At 74.6% G+C, this 15,916-nt stretch carries 20 protein-coding genes; 10 read left to right on the forward strand and 10 right to left on the reverse strand.

All coding sequences use genetic code 11. From position 1 onward, the window contains the following. Window positions 1-150: 150 nt before the first annotated feature. Window positions 151-660, reverse strand: a complete 510-nt coding sequence (locus tag ACTMS9_RS25415) for a hypothetical protein (RefSeq protein ID WP_441142765.1) — start codon at window positions 658-660, stop codon at window positions 151-153. A 194-nt stretch (window positions 661-854) separates the two neighbouring features. On the opposite strand from ACTMS9_RS25415, the gene ACTMS9_RS25420 reads away from it, so the two are divergent. From ACTMS9_RS25420 to ACTMS9_RS25440, 5 genes are all read left to right on the forward strand, one after another. Beyond that, complete coding sequence (locus tag ACTMS9_RS25420; protein WP_441166194.1) at window positions 855-1,661, forward strand: class I SAM-dependent methyltransferase; 807 nt, start codon at window positions 855-857, stop codon at window positions 1,659-1,661. A 119-nt stretch (window positions 1,662-1,780) separates the two neighbouring features. Continuing rightward, a complete protein-coding gene (locus ACTMS9_RS25425) occupies window positions 1,781-2,959 on the forward strand; it encodes a sensor histidine kinase (RefSeq protein ID WP_441142769.1) in 1,179 nt (392 codons plus the stop codon). Beyond that, window positions 2,949-4,139 carry a hypothetical protein gene (locus ACTMS9_RS25430; RefSeq protein ID WP_441142771.1) on the forward strand — a complete coding sequence of 397 codons (1,191 nt, stop codon included), beginning with the start codon at window positions 2,949-2,951 and terminating at the stop codon, window positions 4,137-4,139. Before ACTMS9_RS25425 ends, ACTMS9_RS25430 begins: the two co-directional genes overlap by 11 nt. Continuing rightward, the gene (locus ACTMS9_RS25435; RefSeq protein WP_441142772.1) at window positions 4,109-4,825 is read left to right on the forward strand and encodes a response regulator transcription factor; all 717 of its coding nucleotides are present in this window, start codon (window positions 4,109-4,111) and stop codon (window positions 4,823-4,825) included. Before ACTMS9_RS25430 ends, ACTMS9_RS25435 begins: the two co-directional genes overlap by 31 nt. Before the next feature lie 73 nt (window positions 4,826-4,898). Next, entirely contained in the window at window positions 4,899-5,639 is a 741-nt protein-coding gene (locus tag ACTMS9_RS25440) for a hypothetical protein (protein ID WP_441142774.1), read from the forward strand. Here ACTMS9_RS25440 and ACTMS9_RS25445 read toward each other — a convergent pair. From ACTMS9_RS25445 to ACTMS9_RS25455, 3 genes are all read right to left on the reverse strand, one after another. Continuing rightward, window positions 5,594-6,541: a GlxA family transcriptional regulator gene (locus tag ACTMS9_RS25445; RefSeq protein WP_441142776.1), complete on the reverse strand. Its 948-nt coding sequence runs from the start codon at window positions 6,539-6,541 to the stop codon at window positions 5,594-5,596. The two genes, ACTMS9_RS25440 and ACTMS9_RS25445, sit on opposite strands and share 46 nt — an antisense overlap. Window positions 6,542-6,546: 5 nt before the next feature. Further along, window positions 6,547-7,155 (reverse strand): isochorismatase family protein, encoded by a 609-nt coding sequence (locus ACTMS9_RS25450; protein ID WP_441166195.1) that lies wholly within the window; start codon window positions 7,153-7,155, stop codon window positions 6,547-6,549. Between the two features lie 128 nt (window positions 7,156-7,283). After that, window positions 7,284-8,033, reverse strand: a complete 750-nt coding sequence (locus tag ACTMS9_RS25455) for a lysophospholipid acyltransferase family protein (RefSeq protein WP_441142781.1) — start codon at window positions 8,031-8,033, stop codon at window positions 7,284-7,286. A 135-nt stretch (window positions 8,034-8,168) separates the two neighbouring features. Between ACTMS9_RS25455 and ACTMS9_RS25460 the strand changes: the two genes are divergently transcribed. Both ACTMS9_RS25460 and ACTMS9_RS25465 read left to right on the forward strand, forming a co-directional pair. Next, entirely contained in the window at window positions 8,169-8,816 is a 648-nt protein-coding gene (locus tag ACTMS9_RS25460) for an alpha/beta hydrolase (RefSeq protein WP_441142783.1), read from the forward strand. Window positions 8,817-8,867: 51 nt separating this feature from the next. Continuing rightward, window positions 8,868-9,230 carry a VOC family protein gene (locus ACTMS9_RS25465; RefSeq protein ID WP_334571502.1) on the forward strand — a complete coding sequence of 121 codons (363 nt, stop codon included), beginning with the start codon at window positions 8,868-8,870 and terminating at the stop codon, window positions 9,228-9,230. Window positions 9,231-9,261: 31 nt separating this feature from the next. Here the strand turns inward: ACTMS9_RS25465 and ACTMS9_RS25470 are convergent, their stop codons facing one another. Together ACTMS9_RS25470 and ACTMS9_RS25475 are read right to left on the reverse strand one after the other, a co-directional pair. Then, the gene (locus ACTMS9_RS25470; RefSeq protein ID WP_441142785.1) at window positions 9,262-11,322 is read right to left on the reverse strand and encodes an amylo-alpha-1,6-glucosidase; all 2,061 of its coding nucleotides are present in this window, start codon (window positions 11,320-11,322) and stop codon (window positions 9,262-9,264) included. Next, on the reverse strand, window positions 11,322-11,693 hold the full coding sequence (locus tag ACTMS9_RS25475; protein ID WP_357611182.1) for an SCP2 sterol-binding domain-containing protein: 372 nt from the start codon (window positions 11,691-11,693) through the stop codon (window positions 11,322-11,324). The genes ACTMS9_RS25470 and ACTMS9_RS25475 overlap by 1 nt, the downstream gene beginning before the upstream one ends. Window positions 11,694-11,840: 147 nt before the next feature. Between ACTMS9_RS25475 and ACTMS9_RS25480 the strand changes: the two genes are divergently transcribed. The 3 genes from ACTMS9_RS25480 to ACTMS9_RS25490 are packed head-to-tail and all read left to right on the forward strand — an operon-like array spanning window position 11,841 to window position 12,932. Further along, window positions 11,841-12,110, forward strand: coding sequence for a hypothetical protein (locus tag ACTMS9_RS25480; RefSeq protein ID WP_441166196.1), 270 nt, complete (start codon window positions 11,841-11,843; stop codon window positions 12,108-12,110). 30 nt (window positions 12,111-12,140) lie between these two features. Next, window positions 12,141-12,341 carry a hypothetical protein gene (locus ACTMS9_RS25485; protein WP_441166197.1) on the forward strand — a complete coding sequence of 67 codons (201 nt, stop codon included), beginning with the start codon at window positions 12,141-12,143 and terminating at the stop codon, window positions 12,339-12,341. 33 nt (window positions 12,342-12,374) lie between these two features. Further along, the gene (locus ACTMS9_RS25490; RefSeq protein WP_441166198.1) at window positions 12,375-12,932 is read left to right on the forward strand and encodes a DNA glycosylase AlkZ-like family protein; all 558 of its coding nucleotides are present in this window, start codon (window positions 12,375-12,377) and stop codon (window positions 12,930-12,932) included. Between the two features lie 69 nt (window positions 12,933-13,001). On the opposite strand, the gene ACTMS9_RS25495 is transcribed toward ACTMS9_RS25490, so the two are convergent. The 4 genes from ACTMS9_RS25495 to ACTMS9_RS25510 form a co-directional block, all read right to left on the reverse strand. Beyond that, a complete protein-coding gene (locus ACTMS9_RS25495; protein WP_088960657.1) occupies window positions 13,002-13,418 on the reverse strand; it encodes a CBS domain-containing protein in 417 nt (138 codons plus the stop codon). A gap of 63 nt (window positions 13,419-13,481) precedes the next feature. Continuing rightward, window positions 13,482-14,171, reverse strand: a complete 690-nt coding sequence (locus ACTMS9_RS25500) for a TMEM175 family protein (protein WP_441142790.1) — start codon at window positions 14,169-14,171, stop codon at window positions 13,482-13,484. Between the two features lie 96 nt (window positions 14,172-14,267). Further along, a complete protein-coding gene (locus ACTMS9_RS25505) occupies window positions 14,268-14,708 on the reverse strand; it encodes a PPOX class F420-dependent oxidoreductase (RefSeq protein WP_441166199.1) in 441 nt (146 codons plus the stop codon). A gap of 129 nt (window positions 14,709-14,837) precedes the next feature. After that, window positions 14,838-15,863, reverse strand: coding sequence for an aspartate-semialdehyde dehydrogenase (locus ACTMS9_RS25510; protein WP_441142794.1), 1,026 nt, complete (start codon window positions 15,861-15,863; stop codon window positions 14,838-14,840). Window positions 15,864-15,916: the final 53 nt, after the last annotated feature.

The raw sequence follows: 15,916 nt of genomic DNA on the forward strand, positions 1-15,916 counted from the left end.
CCGCCCCGGCTCGCCCCGGCGGGGCGGGGGTGCGGCGCGCGTCGCACCGACCACCAAGGGGGGTGAGTAATCGGTGCGACGCGGCCTGACCGACGCCGGGGCGGGGCGGAGGGGGGAATGGGGGTGAGGTGCCCCGCCCGGCGTCGGAGCTCAGCTGGCGGTCGGGGCGGCCGGCTTGTGGCCGCCGCCCGGGCCCCCGGTACGGGTGGTGTCCTGCGGGTTGGGTCGCGCGTCCGGCTTGCCGGTCGGGTGGCTGGGCGGGACCGAGGGGCGGTGGGACGGCTTGCCCTTCTCGGCGGCGAGCAGCGTGGCGCAGTAGTCGGCCACCTGCTCCCGGCCGCCGGCGGTGGTGATCAGCACGGTGAAGGCGGAACTCTCCAGCGCCTTGCCCGGGTTGTCGCCGGCCTTGGCGGTGTAGGCGCGGCAGAGGCCGACCAGGGACGGCGAGGGGCTGCCCTTCGCGTCCGGCGACTTCTCGCCCTTCGCCTTGTCGGCGGGGGCGCCGGTGGCGTGCGCCGAGGGCTTGGCGCTCGCCCCGGCCAGCGGATTCGGCAGGGCGTGGTTCGCGGCGGCGAGCGCCACCCCACCCGTGGCGGTCACGGCGAGCGCCGTGGCACCGACCTTCAGGGTGAGCAGCTTCGCCAGTGCGGTGTGCAGCATGAGGTCTCCGGTCTTGGGGGATGACGGAGTGGCGGTGTGCCCGGGGCGCCTTCCGGACCACACCTTCCGTGCCCCTCAGCGCCGGCCTCCCCCGATACGTCACACCGGCCCTCCATGAGGGCGACGCCGGACCCACCCGCGATGCGGCGCGGAAACCGGGTGACGTCCGGCGCACCGGCCCCCACCATCGACGGATGCCACCGACCCGAGCACCCGAGCCGGACATCCGCCGCTACTACACCGACGTCTACGACGAGGCCGGCCGACTGGACCGCACGCCGCAGGGGCGGCTGGAGCGAGCCCGTACCCGGGAGTTGCTGGCGCGGCTGCTGCCGCCGCCCGCGACGGTGCTCGACCTGGGCGGCGGCCCGGGGGCGTACGCGGGCTGGCTGGCCGCCGCCGGCCACCCGGTGCACCTGGTCGACCTGGTGCCGGCGCACGCGGCGGCGGCCCGGCGCGACCACCCGGTGGCGAGCGCCAGCGCGGGCGACGCGCGGCACCTGCCCTACGCCGCCGCCAGTGTGGACGCCGCGCTGCTGCTCGGCCCGCTCTACCACCTGACCGAGCGGGGCGACCGGGTCACCGCGCTGCGGGAGGCCGCCCGGGTCACCCGTCCGGGCGGGCCGGTGTTGGCCGCCGCGATCAGCCGCAACACCCCGATGATCGACCTGGTCCGGCAGGGCCGGGTGGACGACGACACCCGGCCGGCGATCCTGGCTGCGTACGCGACGGGGGTCAACGACCCGGCCACCGGTTTCACCACCGCCTACTTCCACCGCCCCGAGCAGCTGGTGGACGAGTTCACCGCCGCCGGGCTGCCGGCGGTCACCGTGTACGGCATCGAGGGTCCGCTCTGGCCGGTGTTGGAGACGCTCGGCGCGGCCGAGGAGTCCACAGTGTTCCGCGAGGCGGTCGCCTGCGCGCGGGCGTTCGAGTGCGACCCGGCGGTGATCGGGGTCAGCTGCCACCTGCTCGCCGCCGCGACGGTGGGAGCCTGTTGACCTGTCAGCGACACGACGCGTACCGAAGGTGATCGGAACGGACGTACCGTGCTATTCTCCGTCGTCGATCTACCGCTGCGCGGACCCGGACGGGTCGCTGCCCGAAGGACGCCTCCCCGATGTCGGCCGTACCCGCTCCGACCTCGCCGCCGTCGCTGTTGGACCGGCCGGCCGGTGGCGCGTTCACGCTCATCTTCACCACCCTGCCGGCCCTGCTGCGGCTCACCTGCGGGCTGGTCGGGGCGGTCACCGCGCTGACGGTGCGCACCCCGCCGGTGCGGACCGGGGCGCTGCTCGTGGCGGTCGCGGTGCTGACGGCGTGGTCGGTGCTCTACGCCGTCCGCGCGCTGCGCGCCGGGATCGGCCCCGCGCTGGTCACCGGGGACGTGGCCCTCACCACGGCGGCATGCCTGCTCATCCCCCACCTGGTCGCGCCGGAGGTGCTGCCGGGTGAGGGCAGCTGGATCGCGGTGCTGGCCAGCACCACGGTGATCAACACGCAGGCCACCGCCGCCGCCCGCTGGTCGGTCCCGGCGGGGCTGCTGCTCACCGCCGCCTACGCCACCGGCGCCACCGCCGCCGGCAACCCGGCCGAGGCCACCGCCCACGCGGCGACCCTGCTCGGGCAGACCGGGCTGGCGGCGATGATGACCGCCGTCATGCGCCGGCGGATCGGCCGGGCCGACCGGGCCTTCGCCGCCTACCAGGGGTTGCGCCGGGACGCGCTGATCGCCCGTACCGCCCGGGAGGCGGAGCGACGGCAGAACCGGGACCTGCACGACACCGTCCTCGGCACGCTCACCATGGTCGGCCTCGGTGCGGTGCCCGACGGGTCACCCGCGCTGCGCCGGCGGGCCGGGGCCGATCTGCGTACCCTCGTCGGGCTCGCCGACGCGCGGTCCGCGCCGGTCGGCGGCCGGGTCGCGGTCGACGAGCGGTTGCGGGCGGTGCGCGACGCCCATCCGGAGCTGGCGGTGACCGCCGAGCTGGCGCCCTGCGCCGCCCCGACAGCGGCCGCCACCGCGCTCGCGGACGCCACCGCCGCCGCGCTGGCCAACGTGGCCCGGCACGCGCCCGGCGCCACCGTGACGCTGCGGCTGACCACTGAGGCGGAGACCGTCGTGGTCGAGGTGGTCGACGACGGTCCCGGCTTCGACCCGGCCGCCGTCCCGGCCCACCGGTACGGGCTGCGCGAGTCGGTACGCGGGCGGCTGGCCGAGGTCGGCGGGCACGCTGAGGTGACCTCCGCCCCTGGCGAGGGCACCCGGATCCGGTTGGAATGGCCCCATGTCGGCTGACCTCGACGCCGGCCCGGTCGCCGTACCCCGGGTCGATCCGTCCCCGGCGAGCCTCCCGCCGCCGGACGACGTCCCGGCGGTCGACGTGGCCCGCGCCTCGGACCGGGGCGCCCGGATCGCGGCCGTCGCCATCGCGCTGGTCTGGCACGCGGTGATCGGGTTGCCGGCGCTGCTGGGGTCGTGGTCCGAGCTGGCGGCGCCGGCGGTGGTCGCGGCCGGCTGGCTGGTCGTCGCCGCGACCGGCGGGTACGCCGCGGCCCGGCTGCTGGGCGGGGCCCGGCCGCCAGCGCTGCCGCTGGTCGCGGTGCTGCTGGCGGTGGACGCGGCGGTCTTCGCGGCCAGCGGGCGGGAGCTGTTGTTCACCGCCGCCAACTGGGTCTGGGGCACCCTCGGCTGGTTCTTCGTGCTGGTGCTCTGGGGGCGGCGGATCCCCTGGCTGCTCGCGCTGCTCGCCGCCCACTCGCTGATCGCGCTGGCCGCGCTGCTCGGGCACGGCGCGACCGCCCCCGCCGACCTGACCCGGTACGTGATGTACGTCTACGGCACGTCGTCGCTGCCCATCGCGGTCTTCACCGGCGCGGCGGTGATCGCCGGCCTGGCCCGGCAACGCGCCGCGACGGCGACGGCCACCTTCGCGGTGGCCGCCGAGCGGGACGCCGCCGAGCGGGCCCGGCGGGAGCGGCAGGCCCGGCTCGCCCTGGTCAGCGGCGCCGCCGAGGAGGTGCTGGCCGAGCTGGCCGACGGGCGCGCCGACCCGGCCGACCCGCTGGTGCAGCGCCGGTGCGTGCTCGCCGCGGCCCGGCTGCGCCGGCTGATCGCCGAGTCGGACGACGTGCCGGACCCGCTGCTGCACGAGCTGCGCGCCGCCGCCGACCTGGCCGAGCGGAACGGCCTGCCGATCGACCTGGTGGCCATCGGCACGCCCCCGCTGCTGCCGGTGGAGGTCCGCCGCCGACTGGTGGACCCGCCGACCGCCGCGCTGGCCGAGGCGCGGCGCTGGGCCCGGCTGACCGTGGTCGCCGGCCCGGACGAGGTGGTGGTCAGCCTGGTCACTCCCGAGGTGGACGATTCCGCCGGGACCGGTCCGCCCAGCCACGTCGAGGACGACGGCCAGGTGGAGCACGTGCAGGAGCGGGACGGGGAGATCAGGTGGACGCAGACCCGGTGGCGCAGGACGTGAGCGGTGACCGGCCCGTCGGGGTGGCCATCGTGGACGACCACCCGGTGGTGATCGACGGGGTGCGGGCCTGGCTGGCCGCCGAGCCGCAGCTGCGTGTCCTGGCCACCGGGGACGATCCGGACCAGGTGCTGCGGGACGCGCCGGACGCCGACGTGGTCCTGCTGGACCTGCGCCTGCACGGACGGATGGTGATCGACAAACTGGCCGAGCTGAGCGCCGCCGGTCGGCGGGTGGTGGTCTACTCCGAGCACACCGACCCGGCGACGATGCTCGCCGCGCTGGACGCCGGAGCGGCGGCGTTCCTGGCCAAGCACGAGGGGCGAGAACACTGCGTGGCGACCGTGCTGGCCGCCGCCAGCGACCGCCCGTACGTACCACCGGCGCTGGCCGGGGCGATGGTGGGCGACCCCCGCCCCGACCGTCCGGCCCTGTCCGACAAGGAACGGGAGGCGCTGCTGCTCTGGTTCCAGTCGATGTCGAAGGCGTCGGTGGCCCGTCGGATGCGGATCAGCGAGCACACCGTCAAGCAGTACGTGGACCGGGCGCGGATCAAGTACACCCGGGCGGGCCGGCCGGCGGCGACCAAGGCGGCGCTGCTGGCCCGGGCGATCGAGGACGGCCTCGTCCGACCGGAGGAGATCGGCATCTACCGGTCGCAGGCGGCGGCCGACCGGCCGACCCCCTAACGGCTGTCATGACAGGCCCGGCGGGCTGGGCGAGGCTTACCGGCAGGAGGTCAACCGCCGGGAGGTCGTGACGATGCGCGAGGACGCGTCCCCGTTCTTCATCGCACCGCACCGCTTCGACGCGCCGGACGACGAGCTCCGGCCGGTGCTGGACCGGCGCTACGAGCTGGTCCCCGAGCCGGGCGAGCGGGTGTTGCGGCGGCTGCGTACCCCGGTGGCCGGTTGCCTGCTCAGCCCCACCGGCACCCGGCGGCAGTGGGTGCTGCCCGCGCCGGCCACCGTCACCGTCACCGACCGGCGGCTGGCGTACGTGTGCGCCGGCGCCGAGTTGGCCGTGGTCTCCGGGCGGGACGGCCGTAGCGACGCCCGGCACCGGCGCGCTCTTCGGCTGTCCCGCCTGGTCAGCGGGCAGATCCGCTGGCAGTGGCCGTCCCGCCTGGAGCTGCCGCCACCCGCCCGGCCGACGGCGGAGCGGTCCGCCCCGGACTCGACGGCCGACGGGGAGCTGCTGGTGGTCTGCGACGCGCTGCGGACCATCCAGCAGCCGGCGCTCGCCCTCGGCGGTCCGGCCGACACGGTGACGGAGCTGGCCCGGCTGGTCCGCCGGTCGGTGGCCACGTTCCGGCTGAGCCACCCGGACCTGGTCGAACTCTCCCCGCCGGAGCGCGACGAGCTGGCCCGCCGGGCGGCGCCCGGTCCGCTGGACGGGGTGGTCCGGGTGACGCTGCCCGGCTCGCTGCCGGTGGAGTTCCTGTCCCGGGACGACTACTACCGCACGCCGGCGCCGTCGGCGCGGGACGCGGTCGGCGAGTGAGCCCGGGCCCGTAGCCGGCGCAGCATCCGGGCGTCGGTGAACCCGACGGCCCGGGCGGCGGACTCGACGGTCGCGCCGTGCCCGATCAGGTGCTCGGCCCGCTCGACCCGCAGCAGCTGCTGGTAGCCGAGCGGCGTGAGCCCGGTGGCCTGGCGGAACAGCCGGGTCAGGGTGCGTTCCGCGACCCCGCCGGCGGCGGCCAGGTCGGCCAGCGGCAGCGGCTCGGAGAACCGGCTGTCGATGAGGTCCTGCACCCGGTGGGCCGCGTCGGACAGGTGCGAGCGGTGCCGCATCATCGCGCTGGCCTGCTGCTCGTGCCCGTTGCGCCGGGCGTAGACCACCAGGGTTCGGGCGATCCGGGCGGCGGCGGCCGGGCCGTGCCGGGTGGCCACCAGGTGCAGCGCCACGTCGATGCCGCTGGCGATGCCGGCGGAGGTCACCACCCGATCGTCCACCACGTAGAGCACGTCCCGGGCCACCCGGGCGGCCGGGAAGACCCGGGCCAGGTCGTCCTGCACCTCGTGGTGGGTGGTGCAGCGCCGCCCGTCGAGCAGGCCGGCCCGGCCGAGCGCGAACGCGCCGGCGCAGATGCTGGCCACCGTGCCGCCGCAGGCGTGGTGGTCGGCCAGGCGCCGCAGGTCGTCCCGGCCGACCGGCCCCGCCGGGCCGTGCGCCCGCGGCCGCCAGCCGGGTACGACCACCAGGTCGTCCGCGTCCAGCTCCGGCCACCCGGTGGCGGCCCCCAGCGGTACGCCCTGCACGGTCGGCACGGTGTCCCGCTCGGCGACGTAGTGCAGCCGGTAGTCGTACCCGTTGTCGGCGGCGGTGGAGAAGACCTGGGCCGGGCCGGCCAGGTCCAGCAGGTGCAGCTGCGGGACCAGCAGGAAGACGACCCGGGCCATCGGGGTCAGCTCCGCGCGCCGACCGGGGTCGCCCCGGCCACCTCGTCGACGGTGCGGACGGTGGCGAAACGGCCGGCGAGGGCATACTCCGTCCGGGCGGTCATCTCCTCGCCGGAGAGGGTGCGCGGGTCGGCCAGGATCTCCTCGACGGTGGCGGTCGGCGGCAGGTCCCGGTGCGGGGTCGGGAAGGTCACCGTCGCGTCGGTCACGAACGTCATCTCGTAGCCCAGGTCGCAGCCGACCCGGGTGGTGGTCTCGACGCACTGCTCGGTACGGATGCCACAGACGGCCAGCTCGCGGATGCCGGCCATGGTGAGGAGCTGCTGGAGGTTGGTGGTGGTGAAGGCGTTGTGGGACGTCTTGACCAGGGTGGGCTCGCAGGCCACCGGGGTCAGCCCCTCGATCAGCCGAACGTGGCCGAGCGCCGGGTCGAAGACCGTCCCGCTGCCCGGCTCGGCGTGCAGGACCCAGACCACCAGGTCGCCTCGGCGACGCGCGGCGTCGACCAGCCGGTCGACCTGGCGCACGATGTCGGGCTGCGACGCGTGGGCCCAGATCGGGCGCTGACGGAAGGACTCCTGGACGTCGATGACGACGAGTGCTGCTCTGCTCATGGCTTTGATCCTGGCCGGGTGGCTGCCGGGGCGGCAGACACCATCATGCCCGGATGCGGAACGATCCGGTCACCGCCCCGGCCCACGGGAGTCGGGGCGTCGTGCGGGGCGGTGCCGGAGCGGAAGCCTCAGGAGGCGGTGGTGCGCCGCCCGCGCCGGTCCAGCTCGGCGGCCTCCTCCAGGGTGGGGGCGGTGCCGCCGAGGTGGGCCGGCTGCCACCAGGCGTCCTCCGGGCCGGCCGGCTTGTCCGGGTACTCCCGCTGGGCGCGGTCCACCAGGGCCGACAGCCGGCTCTTCAGCTCGACGGTCATGGCGTTGGTGTCCGGCCAGTCGGCCGGGTCCATCGGCTCGCCGAGCAGGATGGTGATCGGGGTGTGCCGGCGGGTCAGGTTCTTGGGCCGGCCCTTGGTCCAGAGCCGCTGGGTGCCCCAGACCGCCACCGGCAGCAGCGGCACGCCGGCCTGCTGCGCCATCCGGGCGGCCCCGCTCTTGAGCTCCTTGACGGTGAGCGAGCGGCTGATCGTCGCCTCGGGGAAGACGCCGACCACCTCGCCGCGCCGCAGCGCGCCCACCGCCGCGTTGTACGACCCGGCGCCGGCGCGGCGGTCCACCGGGATGTGCTTCATGCCGCGCATCAGCGGGCCGGAGACCTTGTGCGCGAAGACCTCGTGCTTGGCCATGAACCGGACCAGCCGGCGGGATTCGTGCGCCCCGTAGCCGCAGAAGATGAAGTCGAGGTAGCTGACGTGGTTACTGGCCAGCACGGCCCCGCCGGTACGCGGCACGTGGTGGCTGCCATCGACGGTCAGGCGCAGGTCGAGGACCCGGAACATCGTCTTGGCGGCGGCGATCACAGGGGGGTACACGAGTTCCGACATTCGCCAACTTTACCCCGCGTAGGTTACGGACCCGTAGGGCCGGAGACGGCCCCGGTGTTGCGGCCCCCGGGTCCGTCGCTCTGCCGCTGGCAGAAGGGCTCGCCCCGGCCTGCGCCCGCGGCCCAGGATGGCGGGATGACGGAACGCGCGGTGCTGCTCTGGATCCACGGCGGTGGGTGGCGTGGGCGGTCGGACGAGGACGGGGCGGCCCTGCTTCGGCTCGGGCTGCGGGTGGTGGCGGCGACCTACCGCTTCTCCCACCAGGCGCACTGGCCGGCGCAGCTCGACGACGTACGCCGGGCGGCGCGGGCCGCCCGGGACGAGGCGGGCGGGCTGCCGCTGCTCGTCGCCGGCGACTCGGCCGGCGGCACCCTGGCCCTGCACCTGGCGCTGCGCGGGATCGACCGGCCGGACGACGTCGCGGCGGGGCTGGCGTACTGGCCGGTGAGCGACCCGCTGGACGACGAGTGGCGCCGGTCGCGGGCGCCCGACGACCCGTGGGCCGACCTGCTCGGCCACCCGCCGGCCGCCGGTGACCCCGCCACCGTCGACGCGACCGTCGCCAGCCACCTCGGCAACCGGGTGCCGGTGCTGCTGGTGCACGGCACCGGCGACGCGGCCGTCCCGGTGGGCCAGTCGGTCGCCCTCACCGGGGCACTCGTCGCCGCCGGCCATCCCACCCACACCTGGATCACCCACGGCGGCCACGCCCCGGCCCTGGACCGGCCGGACATCCGGGCGGTCACCGCCGGGTTCCTCGACACCGTCCTGCCGGCCCGCTGACCGGTGGGGAAATCCTCCGCCGCAAGGAGTCGGCGGGGCTACCGTCGACGCATGCCGGAGCTGCACTCCATCGTGATCCACTGCCGCGACCCGTACCTGCTGGCGCCCTTCTGGAGCGTGGTCACCGGGCTGCCGGTGGTGCCGGAGGACGAGGCGAAGCTCGCCGACCGGGCGCTGGACCCGGGCGAGTCGGTGCTGCTGCGCGACCCGCACGGGCACCGCCCCGACGTGTGGATCTCCCCCGTGCCCGACCTGCCCGCCCCCGGTCGGATCCACCTCGACCTGGTGGGCGACGCCGAGGAGCGGGCCGACGTGCTGGCGGCCGGCGCCACCGTGGTCCGAGAGCTGCCGGGCTGGACGGTCCTCGCCGACCCCGAGGGCAACGAGTTCTGCCTGCTCCCCCACCGGCCCTGAGCGGGCGGCGGGAGAGCAGGCGGAACGCGGCTCAGTCGGCCAGCTTCTCCAGGTCCAACCGGCCCCGGGCGAAGGCGTCCACCCGACCCCACCGGCCCGGGATGTCCAGCACTTCGATCCGCCCCATGCCCACCGGCAGCATCGGCTCGACCGCCAGGTGCCCCTCGTGCGGCTCCAGCCCGAGCATGGTGCGCAGCAGCAACAGCGGGGTGCCCGTGGACCACGCCTGCGGGCTGCACGCGGTCGGGTACTCCACCGGGAACTTGGTCTGCTCCCGGGGATAGCCGCCGAACGCCTCCGGCAGCCGCCCGTTGAAGTACCGGGCGGCGTCGAGGATGCCGCTGGCGATGGTGGCGGCCTCCTCGTTGAAGCCGTACCGGCGCAGGCCCCAGGCGATGAAGGAGTTGTCGAAGGGCCAGATCGTGCCGTTGTGGTAACCGATCGGGTTGTAGCGGACCTCGCCCTCGGCGAGGGTGCGCACGCCCCAACCGGAGAAGAGCCGGGGACCGACCAGGTGGTGGGCGATCTTCTCGGCCCGGTCCTGGTCGACGATCCCGCTCCACAGCAGGTGCCCGATGTTGGAACTCAGCGTGGCGCACTGACGCCCCTCCGGGTCCAGGGCGAGGGCGTAGTACTCGCCGTCCTCCACCCACCAGTCCCGGTTGAACCGCTCCTTGAGCTGCGCCGCCTCCCGCTCCAGTTGGTCGGCGTACCCCGGGTCTTCCCAGAACTCCCGGGCCATCCGGGCGGCGCGCAGCTTCGCGTCGTACGCGTAGCCCTGCACCTCACAGGTGGCCCGGGGGAACGGCGGCAGCGTGCCGTCGCGGTACTGGATCGAGTCCCAGGAGTCCTTCCAGCACTGGTTCTCCAGGCCGGTCTCGCTGTTGCGCCGCTCGTACCAGATGTAGCCGCTGCCGACCAGGTCGGCGTAGTCGTCGATCCACTTGAGCGCGGCCCGGCACTCCCGTTCCAGCTCGCGGACCAGCGCGACGTCCCCACTCCACTTCTCGTACTCGTCGAGCAGGATCACGAAGAGCGGCGTGGCGTCGACCGACCCGTAGTACGGCGAGTGCGGCTGCTCCTCGAAGGCGGCGGTCTCGCCGTAGCGCATCTCGTGCAGGATCCGGCCCGGATCCTCGTCCCGGAAGTCGTCGAACCGGGTGCCCTGCAGGGCGCCCAGGATGCGCAGCGTCGTCTTGGACAGTTCGGGGGCGAACGGCAGCACCTGCAGGCTGGTCAGGATGCTGTCCCGGCCGAACATCGTCATGAACCAGGGCAGGCCGGCCGCGGGGAGCGCCGCGCCACCGAGCGACAGCGGCGAGAAGCGCAGCGCCGCCAGGTCGATCAGACTGCGCCGGTAGGTCGACGCCAGCTCCGGGTGTTCACTGTTGACCTTGGGAGCCTTGGCCACCCACTCCTGGAGGTCGTGCTCAAGGGCGAGCCGCTCGGTGCCGTGCGCCCGCACACCCATCCGCAGGTCCCGACCGCCCGGGCCGAGCGCAGCCGTGTCCACCTGGATGGCGGTGTCCCACTGCTCGTTGGGCTCCAGGTGGACGCTGAACGCGAACCCGTTCTTGTCGTAGCGGGCCGGGCGGGACGCCGTGATCACCGTCTCCCGCCGGAAGTTGCCCCGCCGGTAGCCCAGGCGCAACCGGTCCGCCTCCACCTCCGTGTAGATCTCGCCCTTCTTGTTCAGGATCTCGTCCTTGACCTGGAACAGGTCGGCGAAGTCGGAGCCGGCGTCCATCCGGATTTCCAGGTCCACCGGCTTCTCGTCGTGGTTGAGGATGGTCACCTGCTCACGGAAGCTGCCGCCCACGGCGCGCTCCCGGATGATCGACAGCTTGGCGTCGATGTAGTGGGTGGCCATGCCGGGCACCAGGAAGAACCGCGCCTCGTAGTACTGCAGGTCGTCGAAGGAGAGCGCGTTGAGCCGCTCGCCGTTGACCGTGAGCACCCACTTCGACAGGAAGCGGGTGTCGAGGGAGAACAGGCCGGTCGGCTCGCTCGGCGTCGCCTCGATGTCGCCGGTGTCCTGGGAGACGACGAAGGTGTTGCCGTCCAGGATGCGGATCATGTTGCTCTGCGCCATCAGCGGGCCTCCCTGCGGTATTCGTGACGGGGGCCGGTGGAGGTGACGGGACCCGGGAAGATCCGTTCCACCTGGAGCAACAGTCGCGGGTTACCCGAGACGGTCATGTCGCCCCGCAGCACCGCGGCGATCGCGTTCTCGCGGCCCGCGACCATGTCTCCGAAGAACACCGGATCGGTGCCGATCACCGTGTCCGCCTCCCGGTCCTCCTGGCTCACCTCGAGCCTGCCCCGGTCGATCTGGAGCAGCCAGTGCGTCGTCTGCGCCCCCTCGTGCAGGTCGAAGCGCAACGTCCCCGAGGTCTTGTCCAGCAGGGGCTCGTAACCCCGCCGGTCGAGATCCTCGAAGAACCTCGTGGTCGGGTCCACCATCCACTCCCCCCGTCGATCCACGGCATCACGACGTACGCCGACCGGGTCCCCGTCCGGCACGCCGTCAACCTCGCCCGGATCGGGTGAGTCCGGGCGGGCGTCGTACCGGCGCAGTAGCCTGCTCGACGGACGACGACGGGAGGGCCGATGGCGGCGGTGCCGACGGTCGACCGCGGCCGGGTGCTCGCTCACCGGGCCGCGGCGCAGCAGCTCGGCCGGCCCGGGCTGCGCCCGGCCGACCTGGCGGTGCTCGACCTGGGCGTGCAGGACACCCCCTACGGCTCGGCCCGGCTGGCGCTGGCCGCGCGGGGTGCCGCCGGCCTCGACGACGACCGCCTGGAGCTGGTCTGGGCCGCCCGGGGAGCGCCGCACCTGCACCGCCGCGCCGAGCTGACCGGGCTGGCCGCCACGCTGTGACCGCTCAGCGACGCCGACGCCGCGCGCCGGGTGGCCGGGCGGATCCGCGCCGGGGTGACGAAGCTCGGCACGGTCGCCTTTCAGCGCACCGCGCAGGCCTTCCGGGAGGTGGTCACCACCGCCATGGACAAGGGCGCGGTGAGCCGGGCGGTCACCGACCGCATCCGTGCCGAGCTGAGCTACGACTGCGGGCCCTGCGCGGCGCGGCACGTCTCCGGGTCCCTCTTTTAGCAGGCCGGGCTGGTCGGCGGCGTCCGGCTGGAGGTGTCCGGGCGGGGGGCCCGGCTGGCGCCGCTGGCCGACCGGGCGGCGGGCACGGCGGGCCTGGTGCTGGCGTATCTCCGCCTGCTCGGGCCGGCCACCGTGGCGGACGTGGCCGGCTTCCTGGGCACCTCCGCCACCGAGCTGCGAGCGGTGTGGCCGGCGGCCGAGCTGACCGAGGTCCGGGTGGACGGCCGGCGGGCGTGGCTGCCCACCGACCGCCTGGACGCGCTGCGCGGCGCCGAGCCGCTGGACGGCGTCCGCCTCCTGCCGACCGGCGACCCGTTCCTCCAGGCGCGGGACCGGGACGTCCTGGTCCCCGACCGGGCGCACCAGCGAGAGCTGTGGCGGATGCTCGGCAACCCGGGCGCGCTGCTGGTCGACGGCGAGATCAGCGGCACCTGGCGGGCCAGGCAGTCCGGCCGGGGTCGGCTCGACCTGACCGTCGCCCCGTTCACCCGGCTGTCGGCTCGGGCCGGCGAGCGGATCGAGGCGGAGGCCGAGACGGTACGACTGGCCCGTGGGGCGTCCGCCGTGACGGTCCGGGTGGAGTCCGCCTGAGGGCACCCCGGGCAGGACGGACGCCGGCCCCCACGAGGGGAGCCGGCGTCACGACCCGCGGCGGACAGGTCAGTTGTTGGGCTCGTCGGCGCTGATGTCGGCCAGCACCGACTGCGGCTCCCGCTCGACCGCCAGGTCACCCATCGACACCAGGCCGACCAGCTTGCCGTCGTCGATCACCGGCAGCCGGCGTACGGCGTAGGTGCGCATCAGGTCGGCCGCGGCGACGGCGTCGTCGTACTGGCTGACCGTCACCACGTCCTTGCTGGTGACCTGGTTGAGCCTGGTGGTGTTCGGATCCATGTTCTCGGCCACCGCACGGACCGTGATGTCCCGATCCGTGACGATGCCGACCACGTCGTCTCCCGCGGTCACCACCACGTCGCCGATCGCGCTGTCGCGCATCTCCTGCGCCGCCGCGGTGAGCGTGTCGTTGCCGTCCATCGTCACCAACCGGGTCGTCATGAACTCTCCGACCGTTGTCATGGTGCTCCCCTCTCGGTGTCGGCAGGCCCCGTCTACCCGCCACGCAGCAGCAGGTAACGCTGCTCACCGGTGCCGCCGCAGCCGCCGCCGCAGGTCGTAGAAGCCGTTGCTGGACAGCGCGTAGAACAGCGGCAGCAGCAGGAAGATCACCAGTGCCACCGGCACCGCGCCCAGCCAGCCGACCAGCGCGGCGACCGCGTACCCGCCGATGCCGAACACCGCCCGACCGCGTTCGACGGCGAAGAACCGGGCCGGGACGCGCTCCTGCAACAGGTCCTCGTGCCGGCTGAGGTAGTGGTAGAGCCCGAGCCAGGCGGCGGAGAGGATCACCCCGACCGCCGCGTACAGCACCACCGCCACCGTCTCGTCGGCCCGGTCGCCGGCCTGCACCGACCGGGAGACGACGACCGTGGCGAACGGCAGCAGCGCGGTGCTGAAGAGCACCCCGAGGTTCCACCAGTGCAGGCCGCGATCGGTGCTGCGGATGCGGTGGAAGGTGCCCTTGTGGTTGAGCCAGCCCACCGCGACCCACAGGTACGACGTGACGTACGCCAGGTAGGTGGGCCACTGTTCGAGCAGGAGGTGCCCCATCCCGCCGGGGTGCACCTCGGGCGGGTTGAGCTCCAGGACCAGCACCGTGATGATGATCGCGAAGACGGCGTCGCTGAACCCGACGGCCCGTGCGGTGTCCGACCGCAGCGCCGCCTCCTCCTGCGCCGCGACCGGTCCCGGTCGTGCCCGCTCGGCGCTCATCGGCTCCCCCGTTCCCGCCGGCCGTGCGGTCGCCGGCGTTACGCAGGAGCCCGGTATACCCGCCGGGCCGCCGCCACACCGCCGCCGCGACAGCCCCTAGCCGGGCGGGGGCATGCCGTAGAGCCGCTCGACGTGCAGGCGCAGCACGAGGCGCCGCTCGGCGACCATGGCGGCGCGGAAGTCGTCCCAGTCGGGGTGTTCGCCCTGCACCGCCCGGTAGAGCCCGATCAGTTCCTCGACGGTGGGATCGTCCGGTCCGGCCGCCACCGGGGTCAGCTCGGCCCGCGCCTCCGCCACCGCGTACGCCCACCCGTCGTCGCTGCTGACGTGGAAGCTGGCCCGGGGGTCGCGGCGCAGGTTGGCGGTCTTGGCCCGGTCGTCGGTGACCGAGACGCGGATCAGCTCCCGCTCGCGGTCGAAGGCGTAGAGCACGTCGGACAGCTGCGGCCGGCCGTCCCGTTTGATGGTGGCGAGCACGCCGACCCGGCGGCCGGCGATGAGATCGGTCAGGGCCGCTCGGGCCCGTTCGTCCGCCATGGGATCCTCCGCGTCGACGTCGACGGCGTGGTACGCCGCGCGGGCGACACACCTGAGAGGCACCAATATGCCCGTCCGGCGGGTCGCCCGCACCCGGATCGACCGGTCCCACCGCGCCGGGCGGGTCGCTCAGCGGAGTTCGGCGGCGACCAGCTCGGCGATCTGGACCGCGTTCAGCGCGGCGCCCTTGCGCAGGTTGTCGTTGGAGCAGAACAGCGCCAGGCCGTGCTCGACGGTCTCGTCGGCGCGGATCCGGCCCACGTACGTCGGGTCCTGGCCGGCGGCCTCCAGCGGGGTCGGCACCTCGGCCAGGGCCACGCCGGGCGCGCCGTCGAGCAGCTCGCGGGCCCGCTGCGGGGTGAGCGGCCGGGCGAACCGGGCGTTGATCTGCAGCGAGTGACCGGTGAAGACGGGCACCCGGACGCAGGTGCCGGAGACCTTCAGCCCCGGGATGTCCAGGATCTTGCGGCTCTCGTTGCGCAGCTTCTGCTCCTCGTCGGTCTCGAAGGAGCCGTCGTCGACGATCGAGCCGGCGAGCGGGAGCACGTTGAAGGCGATCGGCCGGGCGAAGGAGCGCGGCGTGGGGAACTGCACGGCGGCGCCGTCGAAGGCGAGCGCGCTGGCGTCCTCGGCGACCTTGCGGACCTGCTCGTCGAGCTCGGCGACCCCGGCCAGGCCGGCCCCGGAGACCGCCTGGTACGTCGAGACGACCAGGCCGACCAGCTCCGCCTCGGCGTGCAGCGGGCGCAGCACCGGCATGGCGGCCATCGTCGTGCAGTTCGGGTTGGCGATGATGCCCTTCGGGCGGACGGCGGCGGCGTGCGGGTTGACCTCGGCCACCACCAGCGGCACCTCCGGGTCCATCCGGAACGCCGAGGAGTTGTCGATGACCACGGCGCCGGCGGCGGCGACCCGGGGGGCGAACTCCTTCGCGGTGCCCTTGCCCGCCGAGAAGAGCACGATGTCCAGCCCGGAGTAGTCGGCGGTCGCCGCGTCCTCGACCGTCACCTCGCCGTCGCGCCAGGGCAGCGTGCGCCCGGCCGACCGGGCGGAGGCGAACAACCGCACCTGCTCCGCCGGGAAGTCGCGCTCCGCCAGCACCTGCCGCATCACGCCACCGACCTGGCCGGTGGCCCCCACAATGCCGATCCTCATGCCCGCGAGGCTACCCAGGCGGCCGGTCCGGGCGGGAATGCTTTCCCACCGCC

The organism is Micromonospora sp. L31, from assembly GCF_052068075.1.
In the GTDB taxonomy this organism is placed as follows: Bacteria; Actinomycetota; Actinomycetes; order Mycobacteriales; family Micromonosporaceae; genus Micromonospora; species Micromonospora purpureochromogenes.

What these genes read in the sequence shown, in the direction of transcription:
- ACTMS9_RS25415 (WP_441142765.1), bottom strand. Translation starts at nt 660, where the DNA reads ATGCTGCACACCGCACTGGCGAAGCTGCTCACCCTGAAGGTCGGTGCC.
- ACTMS9_RS25420 (WP_441166194.1), top strand. Translation starts at nt 855, where the DNA reads ATGCCACCGACCCGAGCACCCGAGCCGGACATCCGCCGCTACTACACC.
- ACTMS9_RS25425 (WP_441142769.1), top strand. Translation starts at nt 1,781, where the DNA reads ATGTCGGCCGTACCCGCTCCGACCTCGCCGCCGTCGCTGTTGGACCGG.
- ACTMS9_RS25430 (WP_441142771.1), top strand. Translation starts at nt 2,949, where the DNA reads ATGTCGGCTGACCTCGACGCCGGCCCGGTCGCCGTACCCCGGGTCGAT.
- ACTMS9_RS25440 (WP_441142774.1), top strand. Translation starts at nt 4,899, where the DNA reads ATGCGCGAGGACGCGTCCCCGTTCTTCATCGCACCGCACCGCTTCGAC.
- ACTMS9_RS25445 (WP_441142776.1), bottom strand. Translation starts at nt 6,541, where the DNA reads ATGGCCCGGGTCGTCTTCCTGCTGGTCCCGCAGCTGCACCTGCTGGAC.
- ACTMS9_RS25450 (WP_441166195.1), bottom strand. Translation starts at nt 7,155, where the DNA reads ATGAGCAGAGCAGCACTCGTCGTCATCGACGTCCAGGAGTCCTTCCGT.
- ACTMS9_RS25455 (WP_441142781.1), bottom strand. Translation starts at nt 8,033, where the DNA reads ATGTCGGAACTCGTGTACCCCCCTGTGATCGCCGCCGCCAAGACGATG.
- ACTMS9_RS25460 (WP_441142783.1), top strand. Translation starts at nt 8,169, where the DNA reads ATGACGGAACGCGCGGTGCTGCTCTGGATCCACGGCGGTGGGTGGCGT.
- ACTMS9_RS25465 (WP_334571502.1), top strand. Translation starts at nt 8,868, where the DNA reads ATGCCGGAGCTGCACTCCATCGTGATCCACTGCCGCGACCCGTACCTG.
- ACTMS9_RS25470 (WP_441142785.1), bottom strand. Translation starts at nt 11,322, where the DNA reads ATGGCGCAGAGCAACATGATCCGCATCCTGGACGGCAACACCTTCGTC.
- ACTMS9_RS25475 (WP_357611182.1), bottom strand. Translation starts at nt 11,693, where the DNA reads ATGGTGGACCCGACCACGAGGTTCTTCGAGGATCTCGACCGGCGGGGT.
- ACTMS9_RS25480 (WP_441166196.1), top strand. Translation starts at nt 11,841, where the DNA reads ATGGCGGCGGTGCCGACGGTCGACCGCGGCCGGGTGCTCGCTCACCGG.
- ACTMS9_RS25495 (WP_088960657.1), bottom strand. Translation starts at nt 13,418, where the DNA reads ATGACAACGGTCGGAGAGTTCATGACGACCCGGTTGGTGACGATGGAC.
- ACTMS9_RS25500 (WP_441142790.1), bottom strand. Translation starts at nt 14,171, where the DNA reads ATGAGCGCCGAGCGGGCACGACCGGGACCGGTCGCGGCGCAGGAGGAG.
- ACTMS9_RS25505 (WP_441166199.1), bottom strand. Translation starts at nt 14,708, where the DNA reads ATGGCGGACGAACGGGCCCGAGCGGCCCTGACCGATCTCATCGCCGGC.
- ACTMS9_RS25510 (WP_441142794.1), bottom strand. Translation starts at nt 15,863, where the DNA reads ATGAGGATCGGCATTGTGGGGGCCACCGGCCAGGTCGGTGGCGTGATG.